Source organism: Okeania sp. SIO2B3, assembly GCF_010672525.1.
GTDB lineage: Bacteria > Cyanobacteriota > Cyanobacteriia > Cyanobacteriales > Microcoleaceae > Okeania.
This window is the reverse complement of sequence record NZ_JAAHGH010000070.1, coordinates 23,823-40,153: the sequence shown is the minus strand read 5'-3', so window position 1 is coordinate 40,153 and position 16,331 is coordinate 23,823. Positions and strand designations below refer to the sequence as shown.

Genomic DNA, 16,331 nt, shown 5'->3' with positions numbered 1-16,331 from the left:
AACTTGCCATTTGGGCACAGAATTGTCCGGAAAATTTCCTACATTTGTGTTGTTTGGTAGAAGCAGAAATGGCTCGAATTGGGGGAAAAAAGTTAGAAGCTATAGAATTGTATGACTGTGCTATTGCTCTAGGGAAAGAAAACGAAGATCTCCAACAAGAAGCATTAGGGAATGAACTTGCAGCCAAATTTTACCTGAATTGGGGGAAAGAAAAAATTGCTGCTACTTATATGCAGGAAGCATATTACTGTTATGCTCGTTGGGGAGCAAAAGCTAAGACTGACCAACTAGAACAAAAATATCCTCAACTGCTTGCTCCTATTCTTCAAAACACTCAATCTCCCCTCAACTTCGACCAAACCCTCAACTCTACCCAAAGTCTTGACACTGGGAGTTCTTCTTCCTCTCCTTATATCCTCGATCTCGTCTCCATCATTAAAGTATCTCAAGCCATCTCCCAGGAAATAGAATTTAATACATTGACATCTAAACTAATGAACATTGTCCTCGAAAATGCAGGAGCTGACAAAGGTGCATTAATTTTAAACAATACTGGTAGTTGGGAAATTATTACCCAATGTGAGAAGAGTAGTTGTCACCTATTACCCATGCATCTTGATGATGCCAAAACTCTTCCCCTAAGTATTATTAATACAGTCAAACATACAAAAAAAATTCTCCTAATCAACGATATTAGCCAAAATACTACCTTCTCTGGGGATACTTATTTGATTCAAAACTCTCCCAAAAGTCTCATCTGCACTCCCATTATCAACCAAGGCCAATTAATTGGCCTAATATATCTGGAAAACAACTTCACCGCAGAAGCATTCACCCCAAACCACATTGAAATTCTCAAGCTCCTGAGTGCTCAAGCTGCTATCTCCATCGAAAACGCTCAACTCTATAACACCCTCGAACAAAAAGTTCAACAGCGCACTGCCGAACTATCTAAAGCTCTCGAAGACCTCAAAGCCACTCAAAAACAACTTGTAGAATCAGAAAAAATGGCTGCTTTGGGAGGGTTAGTTGCTGGAGTTGCCCATGAAATCAATACCCCAATTGGCACGAGTATCACTATTGCTTCTACTCTAGCAGACGAAACCCAAAACTTTACTAAAGCTATAGCTCAAGGAAAACTGAAACGCTCTGTACTTAATAATTATCTAGAGTTAGCTGGAGAAAGTACCCAACTGATGTTGAGCAATTTGAGTCGAGCTGGAGAATTGATCCACAGCTTTAAACAAATAGCTGCGGACCAAAGCAACCTCGAACACCGATACTTTAACCTCAAAGAATACCTCAAAGAAATTGCTTTAAGTTTAGCTCCCCAACTTAAAACATCTTATACCCTCACTGTAGAAGGGGACGAAACTATTAAAATTGATAGTTATCCAGGGGCCTTGGCTCAAATTGTCACCAATTTAGTCACCAACTCCTTAACTCATGGGTATCCTGCGGAAGCAGCAGGAAATTTTACCTTGGAAATTCGCCAAGAAAGTGATAAAATACTGCTTGAATATAGTGATGATGGTTGTGGCATTGAACAGGAAAATTTAGGCAAAATTTTTGAGCCATTTTTCACCACTGCTAGGAGTAAGGGAGGAACAGGATTGGGATTACATATTGTCTATAATTTAGTAACCCAAAAATTACAAGGTACAATAGAAGTTGATAGTCAGGTGGGTTTAGGCACAAAATTTACGATCGCGATTCCTGCTTCTGTTAATTAATAGACTTGTCGCGGTCATCAATCTCAAACCCTTGTAATGCTTGGGCAAAAACTTAGTTTCTACCAGATGTCTAATAGGTGATTGTAAATTGGGGTGCAAAAAAAAATATGACAACCCACGACGATAAAAAGCAGAACAATAACAATACTGCTCCTGTCCAGGATGAAGATGATGAGCAAATCTTGCTTGTAGAAGATGACGAATTAATTCTTCTAGAGGATGATGAAATTATTCCTTTAGTTGAAGAAGATGATGAAATTATTTCTTTAGTTGAAGAAGATGACAACCAACCTCTACAAATAAAGCCTTGGAAAATAATGGTTGTGGATGATGATTTGGCCGTTCATCAAGCCACTAAATTAGCCTTGAAAAATTTTGTTTTTGATGGTAGACCTCTTTTACTACTGGAGGCATTTTCCGGTTCGGAAGCCAAACAGTTAATTTTAGAGAATCCCGATATTGCCTTCATTCTGCTCGATGTAGTAATGGAAACCAATGATGCTGGTTTAAACCTGGTTCGCTATATTCGCGAGGAACTGAATAATAGACGCATCCAGATTATTTTGCGGACTGGTCAACCAGGGGAAGCACCAGAAGAGTATGTAATTCGCAACTATGAAATTAACGACTACAGAACGAAGGTTGAGCTAACTAGACAACGATTAATTACTAGCACTATCTCTGCTTTACGAGCCTACCGGAATGTTATTGCCGTCGAAGAAAAAAGTATAGAATTGACCAAAACTTTGAAAACTTTGCAGCAAACTCAACTGCAACTCATTCAAACCGAAAAAATGTCGAGCTTAGGCAAAATGATAGCAGGAATTGCCCATGAAATTAATAATCCGATTACTTTTATTTCGGGTAATATTAATTATGCTCGCGAATATGTCAGCGACCTACTCGCACTTATCAACCTCTACCAAGAAAATTTATCTGTTCCCGTTGCTGCCATAGAAGAGAAACTTGAAGACTTAGACCTAGAGTTTTTATCTCAAGACCTAGAAAAACTTTTGGACTCAATGCAAACCGGAAGCGATCGTATTAGTAAAATTGTTCTTGGTTTACGCAACTTCTCCCGCCTCGATGAAGCGCAAATGAAACAGGTAAATATCCATGAAGGATTAGAAAATACTTTACTTATTTTGCAACATCGCCTGATAGCTAATGGCTCTTATCCAGAGATTACTGTTGTTAAAAATTATGGGAAACTGCTTCCTGTAAACTGTTACGCCAATCAACTCAATCAAGTATTTCTGGAAATTTTTACCAATGCTATTGATGTTTTAACTACCTCGGAGAATGTGGGAAAAAATCCGACAATTTTCATCACTACTGAAATGAAAGACTCAGAAACTGTACGAGTTAGTATTGCTGACAATGGAATTGGGATGAGCGAAAATATTTGCAAACGAGTTTTCGACCCCTTTTTCACTACTAAACCTGTGGGTGAAGGTACTGGACTGGGGTTATCAATAAGTTACCAAATTATTACAGAACAGCACAAAGGAGAACTGCAATGTATTTCTCAACTAGGAAAAGGTACAGAATTTATAATAGATATTCCAAATGGCTCGCCAAATATCGCCAAGCCAAATATCGCCAAGGATTGAAACCCTTGGCTAATAGCTGAAGTCATCTCCCAGATGACTCAACAAACAATTTTTTCAAAATTGCAAAATTATCCCCGCTTCAAATCGTTAAGTAATTGACATACTCCCGACGTTGCGCATAGCGCGACAACCAGGGATTCTTCAGTCATAAAAAAAATGACCGCTGTTTTGACAGAGATGATGTCCTCCCCCTGTTTTGACCTTGATAATAACATACATACCTCCTAGCTTGTCAAGGGTATAGGAAGGTTTTATTTGTGGAGATATCCGACGCAAGGCCCTGGCTTTCCCATAGGACGTTCCCCTAATAGCTGCCGCCACCATCCTCCGCCAACGGGAGAGCGCGGGACTTCCCGCCAGGGAAGTTAAGAACAGATAATTTTCGGTTTTACATGGCCCAAAATTATCAACTTAACAATTAAAGGAAAAAATGACTGTAATTATGAAAAAACTTCATGTAATTATTGTGGCTATTTTGGCAAGCTTTTTGGCAAGCTGTGCCGGAAAAGTTGATAGCAAAATCCCCACTTATACCATATCCTCTACTATATCTGAACCTTTAGCAGAAGTCAAAACTGCTTTGCAAAATCAACCCCAGTCACCTTCGGTCAAAATAGCAATTATCATGGATAAAACGGGTAGTGTTAACTGGAGTCGCATCGAACAACCACAACTCCAAGATTTTCAGTTATTGTCACCCCTGTTGAAAAGAAATGGTGGTGAGATAGCAGTAGGAACTTTTTGTTATGACAGTAACCGTCCCCTAGCAAGAGTTAGAGTGGAACAACAACCTGTTTTGGTCAATGTAGGTTTTAATCATCCTGTTGCTCTCTATCGTGGGGAAGACTGGCCGCCTGAATTGTATGACATAATTTTGTTGATAGCGATGGCAATTTTAGCTTCTGTGACTGATGCAGGTGTGGTTTATGGTTACGATCGCTATCAAAATAGTTTTGCTTTCTTTTGGTTTAGAATTAACCACTTACGTCGGGAAAAACAACTGCGAGTTTGTCAGAGAGATTTTTATCATAAAAAATTTCAATTTTTTCGTGCAGAGCGAGATTATGAAGAGGCGATTAATAACCATAATCAAAGGTTTGAAAATAAGGTTAAGTTTGTGCCGATTAATGTTTATTTTGATGATGTTTATCCTCTGCAATTTTATCTATCTGGAAAGGCATCAAATTTAGGTTGATCTTAGCCATGGGGTTTGGCATCTAAACCCACAGATAACCGTTTTTTTAGGAGAAAAAATTAACATGATTTATGGTATGGTTGGAGTTATTTAAATGGTAAATTCAAAATATGTCTCTGTAACTCAAATGTGTAATGACAAATCTAATAATGATTTGCTCCGAGAAGCGATAGAAAATTTCTGTAAAGAAACTCCGGGAACTAGGGAATGGGATAGAGCTTTTAATACGTTGTGGAGCCGAATTTTAAAATGCAAAATATTGGCTACATCCCCACACCCCAAGTATCCAGATTTATTGCAAGAGATTCAGTTAGAATTTTCTCAAAGAATATGTAGTGAATTTGAACAAATTCAGGAAGGAAAAAAGTCTCTTGTACATGGTCTGAGATTGTGGATTAATTGGTATGGGTTGCGCCTTAGATACAGAATTAAGGATTTAGATAGAGAAAAGACTGAAATTTCTCTTGATGCACCAATTTATGGTGGCAATAATGATTCAAATATACCAACTTTAGGAGATGTTCTTGATGGTAATATTCCTGAGCCGATGGAAACTTTAATTCAAGAAGATTTTGAAGAAAAACTATCAGCAGCAATTCAAGGATTAGGTTGTCATCCAAAAGATTATCCTCAATGTACTTGTGGGGAAATTGCTAAACGGCGTTTATTAATAAATCCTCCGCAAAAATTTACAGAAATAGCAAAGGAATTAAATGTTCCTTATCAAGCTCTAATGGCACACAACAATAGAAAATGTAAGCCACTTTTGAAGGAAATTTATAACGAACTTTTAGGAGGCGAATAATGACTACCACAGATTATCAAACTATGAATATTTCTATCCCTATAGAGGCTCATAATTATGCTCAACAATTTGCAGCCCAACAACTTAATAAAGAAAAAAAGACTCAAGTTTATCTGAATACTTTGGTGGTTTATGCTGTAGATAATTTTCTCAAAATGTTTGATATTAAAACCGATTTAGAAGCTTCTGATTCTTGGAATCCGGTAATCCGTCATTATCATAATGTGGCTGATTTGGCTATTGTTAATGTTGGTCAATTAGAATGTCGTTTCGTATTACCAGAACAGGATGAAATAGAGTTACCGCCAGAGGTACTTGAAGATAGAATCGGTTATGTTTTTGTTCGATTAGAAGACAGTTTACAATCTGGGAAAATATTGGGTTTTTTGCCAATAGATGAACCAGATGAAATGCCGGAAGAAGTGGAAATTGATGAGTTAGAACATATAGAGGTTTTGTTTGAATGTTTGCAACGTTTAGAATCAGCTAATAATGCTTTTTCTGCGGATGTCGATCCGGTTATTACTAGAGTCAAAGAACGGTTAGAAATAGAATATTTGACTAATATTATTGCTCAGTTGGAATGGATTTATCGGACTAAAAAAAATTATGAGTGGCGAGCTGCTGCTACAAATTTGTTTGCGACATATTTGGGAAGTAGTAAACGAGAATTAGCAGATAACTTGATGGGAAATTTGAAAGAAGGGGATGATGAAAATGGGGATATTGAGTTGAGTGATTTAGCAGAAGATTTGATGGATAAATTAGTAGAAATTTGGCGAGGAGGAGATAGAGATTTAGATTAGATAATTGTAGGGACTTTCTATCGGAAGTTCCTATTTCTAGTTGTTTGTTATAGCAGTTGCTATTACTGTAATGAGTAACGAAATTTTATTTGATGATGAACTACGTCAGCAAATTTCATAAATTGCTAGTCGTTTTCAGCTATTTGAATGTACAGCTTGTGCCTTGGCAATTAAAGATTTTTTAATTGCTAGAGGAATTTCTGGTAAGCAAGTTAAACTTTATACGGGGAAAGCTAAAGGAAAGTATGGTAATATCTACCATGATAGATTAGGGCTTAATATTGCTACAAATGGTCGCCATGAGGGAATAGTTGTGGAAATAAAAGGAGTAGAATTAATATTTGATAATATTGATAATCAAGGAGTTTCTAGACAAGTATGGTTGGGTAACTTGTATTGTGTAGCAATGGATTTAGGTGGTGAATTTGAAGTAACAGAAGTAGAATTTTAATTACATATTATTTTTGAGGTTAAATATGATTGGATTTTATGAATTAATTAGAAAAATTAGAAAAAGACCCGCTTTGTATTTGGGAAAACCATCAATTGACCATCTACAAGTTTTCCTTGATGGTTATACATTTGCAAGGCGAGAATTGGGTGTACCTCTGAGTCAAGAAGAGGAATATTTTGAGAAGTTTCAGGAGTGGATAGAGTCAAAATATAATTTGCCAGATACTCAGTCGTGGATGAAAATTATTTTGTTTTATTCGGCAGATGAAAGGGATGCTTTGGAGCGTTTTTTTGATTTGTTTGAAGAGTTTATTGGAGAAAATGTAGATTTGGCTAAGTATGCGGGGAAAATAAAACTTAGTACCGACCCTTTGAAATACCAACAACAAATTAGGAATGAATAGCAGTGAGAAAAAGTTTATAAGAGGTAAAAATGGATCGGGTTTACGATATTCTCCAAAAAATTAAACATAAGCCAAATGTTTATTTAGGCAGGCCGTCTATTATGTGTTTACAAGCATTTTTATCCGGCTATAATGTGGCTCAATATGAGTCTGGCCAACCTCTAAATACGCCCTACTGTTTTGATGGTTTTCAAGAATGGATTCAAGCAAAATTTAAGGTTGATACCTCGAAATCATGGGCGAATATTATTTTGTTTTATTCTGAAGATGAACGGGATGCTTTGGAGCGTTTTTTTTATTTATTTGAGGAATTTATTGAGGGCGATCGCCAGAGTGAAAGAGAATAAGTTTGACCAAGATTTATATACATTATGAGATACTTATTATGGCATTTGGAGGAAAACTTTTGTGTCAAATATTGAATATTCTCTTCATGCACAAAATGTGATGGAAGAGCGTGGTATATCAGAATATTGGGTAAACCTAACTGTTAGGGAATCTGACTATAATGAAGTTAAGCAAGATAATACAACTCATTATATTAAAGCAATTCCTGAATTTGGAGGGCGTTTTTTACGGGTTGTAGTGAATGTATCGGTAACTCCCAACCGAGTTGTTACCGTTTTTTTTGACCGCAGAATTAGGAGGTAATTATGAAATTAAAAATTGATAAGGAAACTGATGCTTTATATTTTCGCCTTGATGAATCTCAAATTATTGAGTCGGAGGAGGTACAACCTGGAGTTATTTTGGATTTTAATAGTGAGGGTAAGGTTGTAGGAGTGGAAATTTTGCAACTGAGTACGAGGGTGAATTTAGCAGATTTGAAGGTTCTACAATTTGAAAATTACTGATAACTGAAAAAGGCGATCGCTCAAAAGCAAGAAGAGGTAAGACAAGGATTTGGCCACAGATGCACGGATAACCGCTGAAACTGCTGATAAATGATAACTGAAAAGGGCGATCGCTCAAGAGTAAGAAGAGGCTAGACAAGGATTTGGCCACAGATGCACGGATAATGTGAGATAGAAATTAGCGATCGCTGGAAGTACTGATAACTAACAACTGATAACTGAAATCATCTGTATATCCGTGGCCAAATCAGTGTCTAGCTCCCACTGGATAAACCTCTACCCTAAATGCAGATATATATATAGATATCAACTAACCGACTATGCAACAACTTTTTTGTATTAAACGAATACTCTTGAAATTAGGGCGCAGTTTTATCCAACTCCCAGGAATCATTTTCGGATATTTGCCGATGCTATTGTTATTGTTAATCTTTCCGCCATTGCGCCTGAAGTTGTTCTCTAGGATATTGGACACATCACCAGGTAAGCTTTCACTAGATTTAGAATCTGTATTCCAACTAGACTTTTTAATCAAAGTATTGGTGGCAAGCGCCGACAGCAAAGGCAACCCCAAGGTTATCTACCCACTCCTACAAGCAAACTTAGAAAAACTTGATGATAACTTTGCCGATGTGCTACGACAATGGGCAACGGCTAGACTATCAGAAGCAGGCTCAGTAGAATTTGTTGCCGACTCTATTTGGGATTTCACCAAGTGCCTCGACGACTTCCAGCTTGGAAACAAAGCAAATAACATGGAAATCGTTATTGCAGGTTACGAAATGGTGCTAAAAGTCTTTACCCATGAGAGTAACCCAAAAAAGTGGGCAATGATTCAAAGCACTATAGGTACTGCCTACGGTAACAGAATCAGAGGAGACAAAGCTGAGAATCTGGAAAATTCTATTGCTGCATATCTTCTGGCATTGGAAGTTCGTACAAAAAAAGACTTCCCCATCAAATGGGCAACGACTCAATACAATCTAGCCATTACTTACAGTGAGAGAATTAGAGGAGACAAAGCAGATAATCTGGAAAAAGCTATTGCTGCATATCATCTGGCATTAGAAGTTCGTACCCAAAAAGACTTCCCCATAGATTGGGCAGGAACTCAAAACAATCTAGGCAATGCCTACAAAAACAGAATCAGAGGAGACAAAGCAGATAATCTGGAAAAAGCTATTGCTGCATATCATCTGGTATTGGAAGTTAGTACCAAAAAAGACTTCCTCATGGATTGGGCAAAGACTCAAAACAATTTAGCCGTTACTTATACAGAAAGAATTAGAGGAGACAAAGCTGAGAATCTGGAAAAAGCTATTGCTGCATATAATCTGGTATTGGAAGTTCTTACCAAAAAAGACTTCCCCATGGATTGGGCAACAATTCAAAACAATCTAGGTGAAGCATACAGAATCAGAGGAGACAAAGCTGAGAATCTGGAAAAAGCTATTGCTGCATATCATCTGGCATTAGAAGTTCGTACCCAAAAAGACTTCCCCATGGATTGGGCAAAGACTCAAAACAATCTAGGCAATGCCTACCTTGATAGAATCAGAGGAGACAAAGCAGAGAATCTGGAAAATTCTATTGCTACATATCATCTAGCATTGGAAGTTCTTACCAAAGAAGACTGCCCCTATTATTGGGCAATGACCCAAAACAATCTAGGCAATGCCTACAGTGACAGAATCAGAGGAGACAAAGCCGATAATCTAGAAAAAGCTATTGCTGCATATCATCTTGCTTTGTCAGTTCGTACTTTAGAAGGAAATCCCATTGACTATCTCCAAACTACCGACAACTTGGGATACCTCCACTTCCAGGAAGGCAACTGGCTACTTGCCATTGCTGCCTACGAAAAAGTTATAACCGCAGTCGAACTCAGTCGCAGTTGGTCACAAGACGACGATCGCCGCCAAGAAATTCTCGCAGAATATATGGATGTCTACCAAAACATAGTACAAGCTTGCGTGAATACCAATCAAATAGAAAAAGCTTTAGAATATGTGGAGCGTTCTCGCTCCAAACGGTTAATAGATTTGATGGCAAGTAACGATCTCTACTTCCAAGGTGAAATACCTGCCGAAGTTCAAGAATGGTTAGAAAAACACGACGCTATTCAACAGCATATCAATCAACTTCAGGAACAACAACAAGGAAACAGTCATACAGAAGGACAAGAGTTAGCACTAGCAACCAGGGGACTAGCTGCCATGAAAGCTAGAAACGAAAGCATTGCCGAATTAGAAGCTCAAAGGCAGGAAATTTATAAAAAAATCCGTAGTTTAGACCGAGTAATAGCAGAGGGAAGGCAAGTTGAACCACTGAAATTTCAGAAAATTCAAGCATTGATTCAGGAAGCGACTACAGCGATATTGAGTTTTTATACTACTACCGACAATACCTATTTATTTGTAGTGCGACAAAATGGGGTTAAGGTTTATACCTACAGTGAGTTGGGGATTGAAAAACTGCAAAATTGGATTATCAACAGTTGGTTTAATTCTTACCTCTTATCCCGCCAGGAATGGGAACAAAAGATGCCTGGATTTTTAGAAGATGTAAACAGAAAGCTAGAATTAGAGGAATTATGCAAATCTTATCTCCAAGACATTGAAGAATTGATATTAATTCCCCATCTATACTTACACTTTCTCCCCTGGAGCGCCATGCCAGTCAAAGAGTCAGGAGACAAGAAATATCTAGGTGACTATTTCCGTATCCGCACCCTTGCCAGTTGCCAAGTGCTAGATTTTTGTACCCAACGTCCAGAAGTGACAAAAGTAGAATATGGTGTTGTAGATGATACCATACAAGACAGACCATTGACTAGCTTTGCCGGGAAACAAGTTGCCAAAATGTATAATGTCAAGGACGAACTACGCCTCCAAGGTGATGCAGCTACAGTTAGCAAATACAAAGCTCTTTTAGGGAAAGTACAAGGGTTATTATCTACCCATCATGCTTCTGCTAACTTTAAAGATAATCTCAAATCTGGTTTAGTGCTAGCGGATGGTGAAATTACTTTAGGGCAGTTGTTATCTCCAGCTTGGCGTTTTCCAGATTTAGAAGAATTGTTCTTTGGGTGTTGTGAAGTCAACTTGGGTGTTCCGAAAATCACTGACGACATTATGACCATAAACACGGGGTTTTTGTGTGCTGGTGCTAGAAGTGTAATTAGTACCCTCTGGTCTGTAGCAGAACTTTCGACTGTGCTGTTATCCATTTTTTATCACCAGTTGCGCAAAGAGGGAAAAAATCGTTCTCTAGCATTGCAAATGGCACAACAAAAGTTACGGCAGTTGACTGGAAAGGAACTGAAGAAGAAGTATAAAAAGGCATTAGATCGGGAATTAGAGGAGGCGTTAGGGGAGAAGTTGCAGGAAGTATACAATCAACTTAAAGACGTAGAACTAAGACGTAATAGTTGTGCAAAAGATTCGGCGGAGTATCAGCAGTGGGAGAAGGAAAGAATGAAACTTGATGGTATTTATCAGCGCATTAATTACGATAAGAATGAGTATCTGAAGGAAATGTGCAAATTAGAACATCCGTTTGAGCATCCGGTGTATTGGAGTGCGTTTATTTGTGCAGGGTTGAGTTGAGTCAGTTATCAGCAGTGCGAGCATCTTGCTCGCCAGTTGTAGAGTGTGTTTCGCTCCGCGACATGAAAATGAAATGTAACGCACCACCTATCCCACATATTTCGTGCGTTACGCTGACGCTAACACACCTACAAATTTTACTATAAAGTTATTTCAAATATCGAACTAAAGCTTCCCCCACTCGTTGAGCATCGGCATCCGTCATCCCAGAAGTCAAAGGCGGACAAATATGATTCGGACACCAACGTTCGGCACCAGGAAAACTCTCACCTTCACAAATACCTGCAAAAACTGGTTGTTTGTGACAGGGTATTTCATATACTGTTCCTCCTAAAAATATCTCTTCTTCTGCCATTGCTGTTTTGACTTCTTTGGCATTTTTTCCTTCTGGCAAATGAACAATCAATTTGTAATTACTAGCGATATCCATTTTTTCTGTAGATACAAAGGATAGACCAGCTTTTTTGAGAGGTGCAGTAATTAATTCATAAGCTCGCTCGCGTTTTTTCAACATCTCTGGCAATTTTGCTAAATGTATCCGACCAAGCAGAGCATTCATTTCCGTAATTCGCATACTATTACCAAAGTCTGTGTGTAAACCACCAAAGTCCATACCTCGCTTCCCTTGGTTTCTCAGAGAACGTGCAATATAATCTTCCTCTTCATTATTCAGAGTTATCATTCCTCCCTCGCAAGTTGTCATTACTTTAGTCGGGAAAAATGAAAAAGCAGCACCGTCTCCCAAATTTCCAGCACTTACACCATTGATTTTACTACCGTGAGCATGAGCAGTATCTTCGAGGACAAATAACCCCTGTTGGTGACAATATTCCACCACTTGCGGAAACTCTGGAGAAATGACGCCCCCAATATGAACCCACATTACTCCAGAAATCTTCTCTGGGAGATTATTACCCTTTTCTACTGCCTCTTGTACCATCTGTAGAGAAGGAGCAAATGTTTGTTCGTCCATATCCAGATATTGAACTTTTCCCCCGGCACGAATTACTGTCGCAACAGTAGCAAAGTTGGTATTAGTAGGAACTAAAACAGTTGTTCCCTCGACTTTTTTCAAGCGTAATAGAATTTCTAGTCCAGAGGAGCCGCTATTAACAGCGATCGCATATTTTGTCCCTATATATTCAGCGAATGCTTGTTCAAATGCTTTGGTATGTTCCCCTAAAATTAATTTTCCAGTTCTTAAAATTTTCTCTGACTCTGATAAGAAATATTGAATTTCATCATCTGTAATATCGAAATAAAATGGTTTTATTTGTTGACTTATTGTCATCTTATTTACTTAATATATCTGAGCTTAAATAGCACTTACCTATGTATCTATTTTATTAATATAAAAACAAATCTAATTTTAAATTATACCAATCCGATTTGGTATTAGCCAATTCAAAAAAATCAAAATATTCACCTAAAGCGACTTTTAAGATTTTCAGGAACTAACTAACTTAATAATAATCGGATTTGGTATTACCTAACTCATCTAAAAGTCAGGTAGTAATTATTTTATTAACTTAATTTTTAACTCCTAAAACATGAATTACCATACGTTCATTTTGATGTACAAAATAATCTAGGGGTTTTAGCCCTGATTTTATCGCCAGCTCTTGAAAATAGTCCACTGGATATTTATAAGAACTTAAAAAGTGAAATTTTGTGCCACTCTTGATATTTATAGGAACACCATCTAGAATAAAATCTTGGTCTTTAGTTGCCCTCACATTATGTTCTACACAATGAGTTTCAGCCACCCAATTAAATTCATAATTAAATGCAGTAGGGTCGAAGCCAGAAACTGGTAAATCACGATTGATAAAATATAAAATACTGAGCGTCAAATTTGCCATTTTTCCATCATCATAAGCCCCTTTTAATGACAACTCATTTTGATTTGAATCAACACCAACAATTAGAATACCATCTGGTTGTAGTTGTGGTGAAATTCTTTCAAAAAATTTCAGGCAATTATTTGTAGAAAGATTGGTAATTGTACTTCCTTTAAAAAAAACTACGGGTTTAGTAAAGTTTTTAATAAGATCGATATTTTTAATAAAGTCTGTATTGATTTTCTCAACTGATATTTCTGGCAACTCTCGGCTTAAAATTTCCTCACTCTGATCCAGATAAGTTTGACACAAATCTACAGGAACATAGCTTTTCAATTGTTTAATTTCTTTAAGAAAGGGCAAACTTTTATTTTTGAAAGCTATGTCTGTACCCGGACCAAATTCTATAACATTAGATTCTGGTGGAACATAAGCAGCTATTTGGCTAGCTTTATTATTAATTAATTCGATTTCTTCCTTGTAAAGATAATAATTTAAATTTTGAGATATTAGTTCTTGGTAACATCCTTCACCATTGGCAGGATCGTTCTCAATATCTGGATTAGGAGTACTATACAAATAAGGAGCTAGATTTTCTTCCTGTTCCTGCAAAAATAGAGATTTTACATCAGAAAGAAATGAGGTTTGAAAGTCTGTCATAATGATTTTCCTTTGTAAGTAAAATATAATAATACTATAGAAGTTCTCAACTGTTAGATTTTTGGTCTAATTTTCAACTCTTCTTTCCTGATAGGAACCATTTTCCCATTATTAATTAATTTATACTTAATACCACGCCATACTACTGTACGCTTAGTCAAGGCTAGAGCAAAAAATATTAAACCAAAAATATCGCGCAAAGGCAATAAGTAAAGACTTTTCAAACCTTCGGCATCTTTCAACTCTTTTAAAATTATCCCACTGGTCAGAAGTCGTAAACCAACTGTAATCCCTAATACTCCTAGACCCAATAAGTCTCCCATTCGTGCCACAGCGAACAAAATAGCAAAAGGTACTGCCCGGATTAATATAAGGAGCAAATGTTTGTTTGTCCATATCCAGATATTGAACTTTTCCCCCGGCACGAATTACTGTAGCAACAGTAGCAAAGTTAGTATTAGTAGGAACTAAAACAGTTGTTCCCTCCACTTTTTTCAAGCGTAATAGAATTTATAGTCCTGAAGAACCACTATTAACAGCGATCGCGTATTTTGTCCCGACATATTCAGCGAATGCTTGTTCAAATGCTTTGGTATGTTCCCCTAAAATTAATTTTTCAGACCTTAAAATCTTCTCTGACTCCGATAAGAAGTGTTGAATTTCATCATCTGTAATATCGAAATAAAATGGTTTGATTGTTTGATTTACTGTCATGTTCCTTAATGTCTAAAAGTTTTGGTATTTCATTCAATAGAACTTATTTATTTATATATCTATCTATTATCCCAAATACATAAAATCATACAACTATAGTTTTGAATTACATCTTTGAATCAACTATTATACCATTTTTGAAAAGTAATCCTAGAGAGTATCTATACTATAAATAAAAGGCTAAACCTTTAGACCATTTTAAAAATATTGTTTTAATCTACTTCTCAATTGAGAATAATTTTTGAGTAAATTTTCAGGAATCAGATTATAGTATTTTTCCCATCTATCATTTATATAATTGGACTGTTTATGCAAAGAAACTTTAATATCATTTCGCTCGGGTAAAGGCTCAATTTCAAGAAACTTGATAATATCTATTGTAGTAGTTTCTATTGATTGACAGAAATTTTCATAAACTACCTCATAAACATCTAGAGAGTTTTTCCGAAAAAATTTTTCCCATGCTCCCTCATGTCTTTTTATTCCTTCTTGAATACGATAGATAGCTAAAGGGTTAAAATAAAGTCTTTGCACCCGTTTTTTCTGGTTATTAGAAATCTTTTGACTCCAGACTCCTGACTGTTGCGCTATTTCGGTGGAAATTGCTTGCTTGAGTATATTTTCACGCCTAATGTAAATAAAATAAGTATTAGGAAAAAAATAATTGATAATTTCTAAATCTGTTTTTTTTTTATATCCTAAATTTTTTCGAGTAAAACTAAGAAAATCTCTCATGTCCTCCCAGTGCATTTTTACACCAAAAATACCGTTAGTGGTTCCTTTCTCCAAAACTTCTTCAAGATAACTTCTAAAAGCAGAAGCATCATAATTTTCCATTAGATTTGCAACTTTATTTGGATTAAAATACTCTCTAGGACTACCACAATAACCAAGATTATCTATAGTGCTTGCTAGTAAAGTACTACCACTCCTTCCAATTGAACAGATAACATAACTTTTGTTAATCATCATAATTTGCAGTAGATAAAGATCTTTAGATCGAAACATTTTATTTATTCAAACCAAATTCTATAAAACTAGCTTCTGTTCTATCAGAAGCAACTATTTGACTAGCCTTATTATTAATTAATTGGATTTCCTTCTTGTAAAGATAATAATTTAAATTTTGAGATATTAGTTCTTGGTAACATCCTTCACCATTGGCAGGATCGTTCTCAATATCTGGATTAGGAGTACTATACAAATAAGGAGCTAGATTTTCTTCCTGTTCCTGCAAAAATAGAGATTTTACATCAGAAAGAAATGAGGTTTGAAAGTCTGTCATAATGATTTTCCTTTGTAAGTAAAATATAATAATACTATAGAAGTTCTCAACTGTTAGATTTTTGGTCTAATTTTCAACTCTTCTTTCCTGATAGGAACCATTTTCCCATTATTAATTAATTTATACTTAATACCACGCCATACTACTGTACGCTTAGTCAAGGCTAGAGCAAAAAATATTAAACCAAAAATATCGCGCAAAGGCAATAAGTAAAGACTTTTCAAACCTTCGGCATCTTTCAACTCTTTTAAAATTATCCCACTGGTCAGAAGTCGTAAACCAACTGTAATCCCTAATACTCCTAGACCCAATAAGTCTCCCATTCGTGCCACAGCGAACAAAATAGCAAAAGGTACTGCC

General features: G+C 36.6%; 16 protein-coding genes and 2 pseudogenes. 11 read left to right on the top strand and 7 right to left on the bottom strand.

Annotated features, from left to right (window positions below):
- The 11 genes from F6K15_RS27945 to F6K15_RS27895 form a co-directional block, all read left to right on the top strand.
- Positions 1 to 1,733, top strand: a 1,733-nt coding sequence (locus tag F6K15_RS27945; RefSeq protein ID WP_293067316.1) for a GAF domain-containing sensor histidine kinase, incomplete at its 5' end; no start/stop codon positions are given.
- A gap of 107 nt (positions 1,734 to 1,840) precedes the next feature.
- Entirely contained in the window at positions 1,841 to 3,346 is a 1,506-nt protein-coding gene (locus F6K15_RS27940) for an ATP-binding protein (protein WP_293067314.1), read from the top strand.
- A gap of 430 nt (positions 3,347 to 3,776) precedes the next feature.
- Complete coding sequence (locus F6K15_RS27935; protein WP_293067311.1) at positions 3,777 to 4,541, top strand: hypothetical protein; 765 nt, start codon at positions 3,777 to 3,779, stop codon at positions 4,539 to 4,541.
- Positions 4,542 to 4,635: 94 nt separating this feature from the next.
- Positions 4,636 to 5,346 (top strand): hypothetical protein, encoded by a 711-nt coding sequence (locus tag F6K15_RS27930; protein ID WP_293067308.1) that lies wholly within the window; start codon positions 4,636 to 4,638, stop codon positions 5,344 to 5,346.
- Positions 5,346 to 6,152 (top strand): DUF1822 family protein, encoded by an 807-nt coding sequence (locus F6K15_RS27925; protein WP_293067305.1) that lies wholly within the window; start codon positions 5,346 to 5,348, stop codon positions 6,150 to 6,152. The genes F6K15_RS27930 and F6K15_RS27925 overlap by 1 nt, the downstream gene beginning before the upstream one ends.
- A 121-nt stretch (positions 6,153 to 6,273) precedes the next feature.
- Positions 6,274 to 6,603 carry a papain fold toxin domain-containing protein gene (locus tag F6K15_RS27920; RefSeq protein ID WP_293067317.1) on the top strand — a complete coding sequence of 110 codons (330 nt, stop codon included), beginning with the start codon at positions 6,274 to 6,276 and terminating at the stop codon, positions 6,601 to 6,603.
- Positions 6,604 to 6,628: 25 nt separating this feature from the next.
- Positions 6,629 to 7,009 (top strand): hypothetical protein, encoded by a 381-nt coding sequence (locus F6K15_RS27915; RefSeq protein WP_293067302.1) that lies wholly within the window; start codon positions 6,629 to 6,631, stop codon positions 7,007 to 7,009.
- 29 nt (positions 7,010 to 7,038) lie between these two features.
- A complete protein-coding gene (locus F6K15_RS27910; protein ID WP_293067299.1) occupies positions 7,039 to 7,356 on the top strand; it encodes a hypothetical protein in 318 nt (105 codons plus the stop codon).
- A 61-nt stretch (positions 7,357 to 7,417) separates the two neighbouring features.
- Positions 7,418 to 7,660, top strand: a complete 243-nt coding sequence (locus F6K15_RS27905) for a DUF4258 domain-containing protein (protein WP_293067298.1) — start codon at positions 7,418 to 7,420, stop codon at positions 7,658 to 7,660.
- Positions 7,661 to 7,662: 2 nt separating this feature from the next.
- Positions 7,663 to 7,863 carry a DUF2283 domain-containing protein gene (locus F6K15_RS27900; protein WP_293067296.1) on the top strand — a complete coding sequence of 67 codons (201 nt, stop codon included), beginning with the start codon at positions 7,663 to 7,665 and terminating at the stop codon, positions 7,861 to 7,863.
- 467 nt (positions 7,864 to 8,330) lie between these two features.
- Positions 8,331 to 11,471 (top strand): CHAT domain-containing protein, encoded by a 3,141-nt coding sequence (locus tag F6K15_RS27895; protein ID WP_293067293.1) that lies wholly within the window; start codon positions 8,331 to 8,333, stop codon positions 11,469 to 11,471.
- 148 nt (positions 11,472 to 11,619) lie between these two features.
- On the opposite strand, the gene F6K15_RS27890 is transcribed toward F6K15_RS27895, so the two are convergent.
- The 7 genes and pseudogenes from F6K15_RS27890 to F6K15_RS27860 all read right to left on the bottom strand — a co-directional run.
- Positions 11,620 to 12,762 (bottom strand): DegT/DnrJ/EryC1/StrS family aminotransferase, encoded by a 1,143-nt coding sequence (locus F6K15_RS27890; protein WP_293067290.1) that lies wholly within the window; start codon positions 12,760 to 12,762, stop codon positions 11,620 to 11,622.
- A gap of 238 nt (positions 12,763 to 13,000) precedes the next feature.
- Entirely contained in the window at positions 13,001 to 13,972 is a 972-nt protein-coding gene (locus tag F6K15_RS27885; protein ID WP_293067287.1) for an L-histidine N(alpha)-methyltransferase, read from the bottom strand.
- A 53-nt stretch (positions 13,973 to 14,025) separates the two neighbouring features.
- Entirely contained in the window at positions 14,026 to 14,352 is a 327-nt protein-coding gene (locus F6K15_RS27880; protein WP_293067319.1) for a hypothetical protein, read from the bottom strand.
- 52 nt (positions 14,353 to 14,404) lie between these two features.
- Positions 14,405 to 14,686: pseudogene (locus F6K15_RS27875) on the bottom strand (DegT/DnrJ/EryC1/StrS family aminotransferase); the annotation flags it as partial.
- Positions 14,687 to 14,884: 198 nt separating this feature from the next.
- Positions 14,885 to 15,694, bottom strand: a complete 810-nt coding sequence (locus tag F6K15_RS27870) for a Stf0 family sulfotransferase (RefSeq protein WP_293067284.1) — start codon at positions 15,692 to 15,694, stop codon at positions 14,885 to 14,887.
- Between the two features lies 1 nt (position 15,695).
- Complete coding sequence (locus F6K15_RS27865) at positions 15,696 to 15,971, bottom strand: hypothetical protein (protein ID WP_293067281.1); 276 nt, start codon at positions 15,969 to 15,971, stop codon at positions 15,696 to 15,698.
- A gap of 53 nt (positions 15,972 to 16,024) precedes the next feature.
- Positions 16,025 to 16,331, bottom strand: a pseudogene (locus F6K15_RS27860) (ceramide glucosyltransferase); the annotation flags it as partial.

What these genes read in the sequence shown, in the direction of transcription:
- F6K15_RS27940 (WP_293067314.1), top strand. Translation starts at nt 1,841, where the DNA reads ATGACAACCCACGACGATAAAAAGCAGAACAATAACAATACTGCTCCT.
- F6K15_RS27935 (WP_293067311.1), top strand. Translation starts at nt 3,777, where the DNA reads ATGACTGTAATTATGAAAAAACTTCATGTAATTATTGTGGCTATTTTG.
- F6K15_RS27930 (WP_293067308.1), top strand. Translation starts at nt 4,636, where the DNA reads ATGGTAAATTCAAAATATGTCTCTGTAACTCAAATGTGTAATGACAAA.
- F6K15_RS27925 (WP_293067305.1), top strand. Translation starts at nt 5,346, where the DNA reads ATGACTACCACAGATTATCAAACTATGAATATTTCTATCCCTATAGAG.
- F6K15_RS27915 (WP_293067302.1), top strand. Translation starts at nt 6,629, where the DNA reads ATGATTGGATTTTATGAATTAATTAGAAAAATTAGAAAAAGACCCGCT.
- F6K15_RS27910 (WP_293067299.1), top strand. Translation starts at nt 7,039, where the DNA reads ATGGATCGGGTTTACGATATTCTCCAAAAAATTAAACATAAGCCAAAT.
- F6K15_RS27900 (WP_293067296.1), top strand. Translation starts at nt 7,663, where the DNA reads ATGAAATTAAAAATTGATAAGGAAACTGATGCTTTATATTTTCGCCTT.
- F6K15_RS27890 (WP_293067290.1), bottom strand. Translation starts at nt 12,762, where the DNA reads ATGACAATAAGTCAACAAATAAAACCATTTTATTTCGATATTACAGAT.
- F6K15_RS27885 (WP_293067287.1), bottom strand. Translation starts at nt 13,972, where the DNA reads ATGACAGACTTTCAAACCTCATTTCTTTCTGATGTAAAATCTCTATTT.
- F6K15_RS27870 (WP_293067284.1), bottom strand. Translation starts at nt 15,694, where the DNA reads ATGTTTCGATCTAAAGATCTTTATCTACTGCAAATTATGATGATTAAC.
- F6K15_RS27865 (WP_293067281.1), bottom strand. Translation starts at nt 15,971, where the DNA reads ATGACAGACTTTCAAACCTCATTTCTTTCTGATGTAAAATCTCTATTT.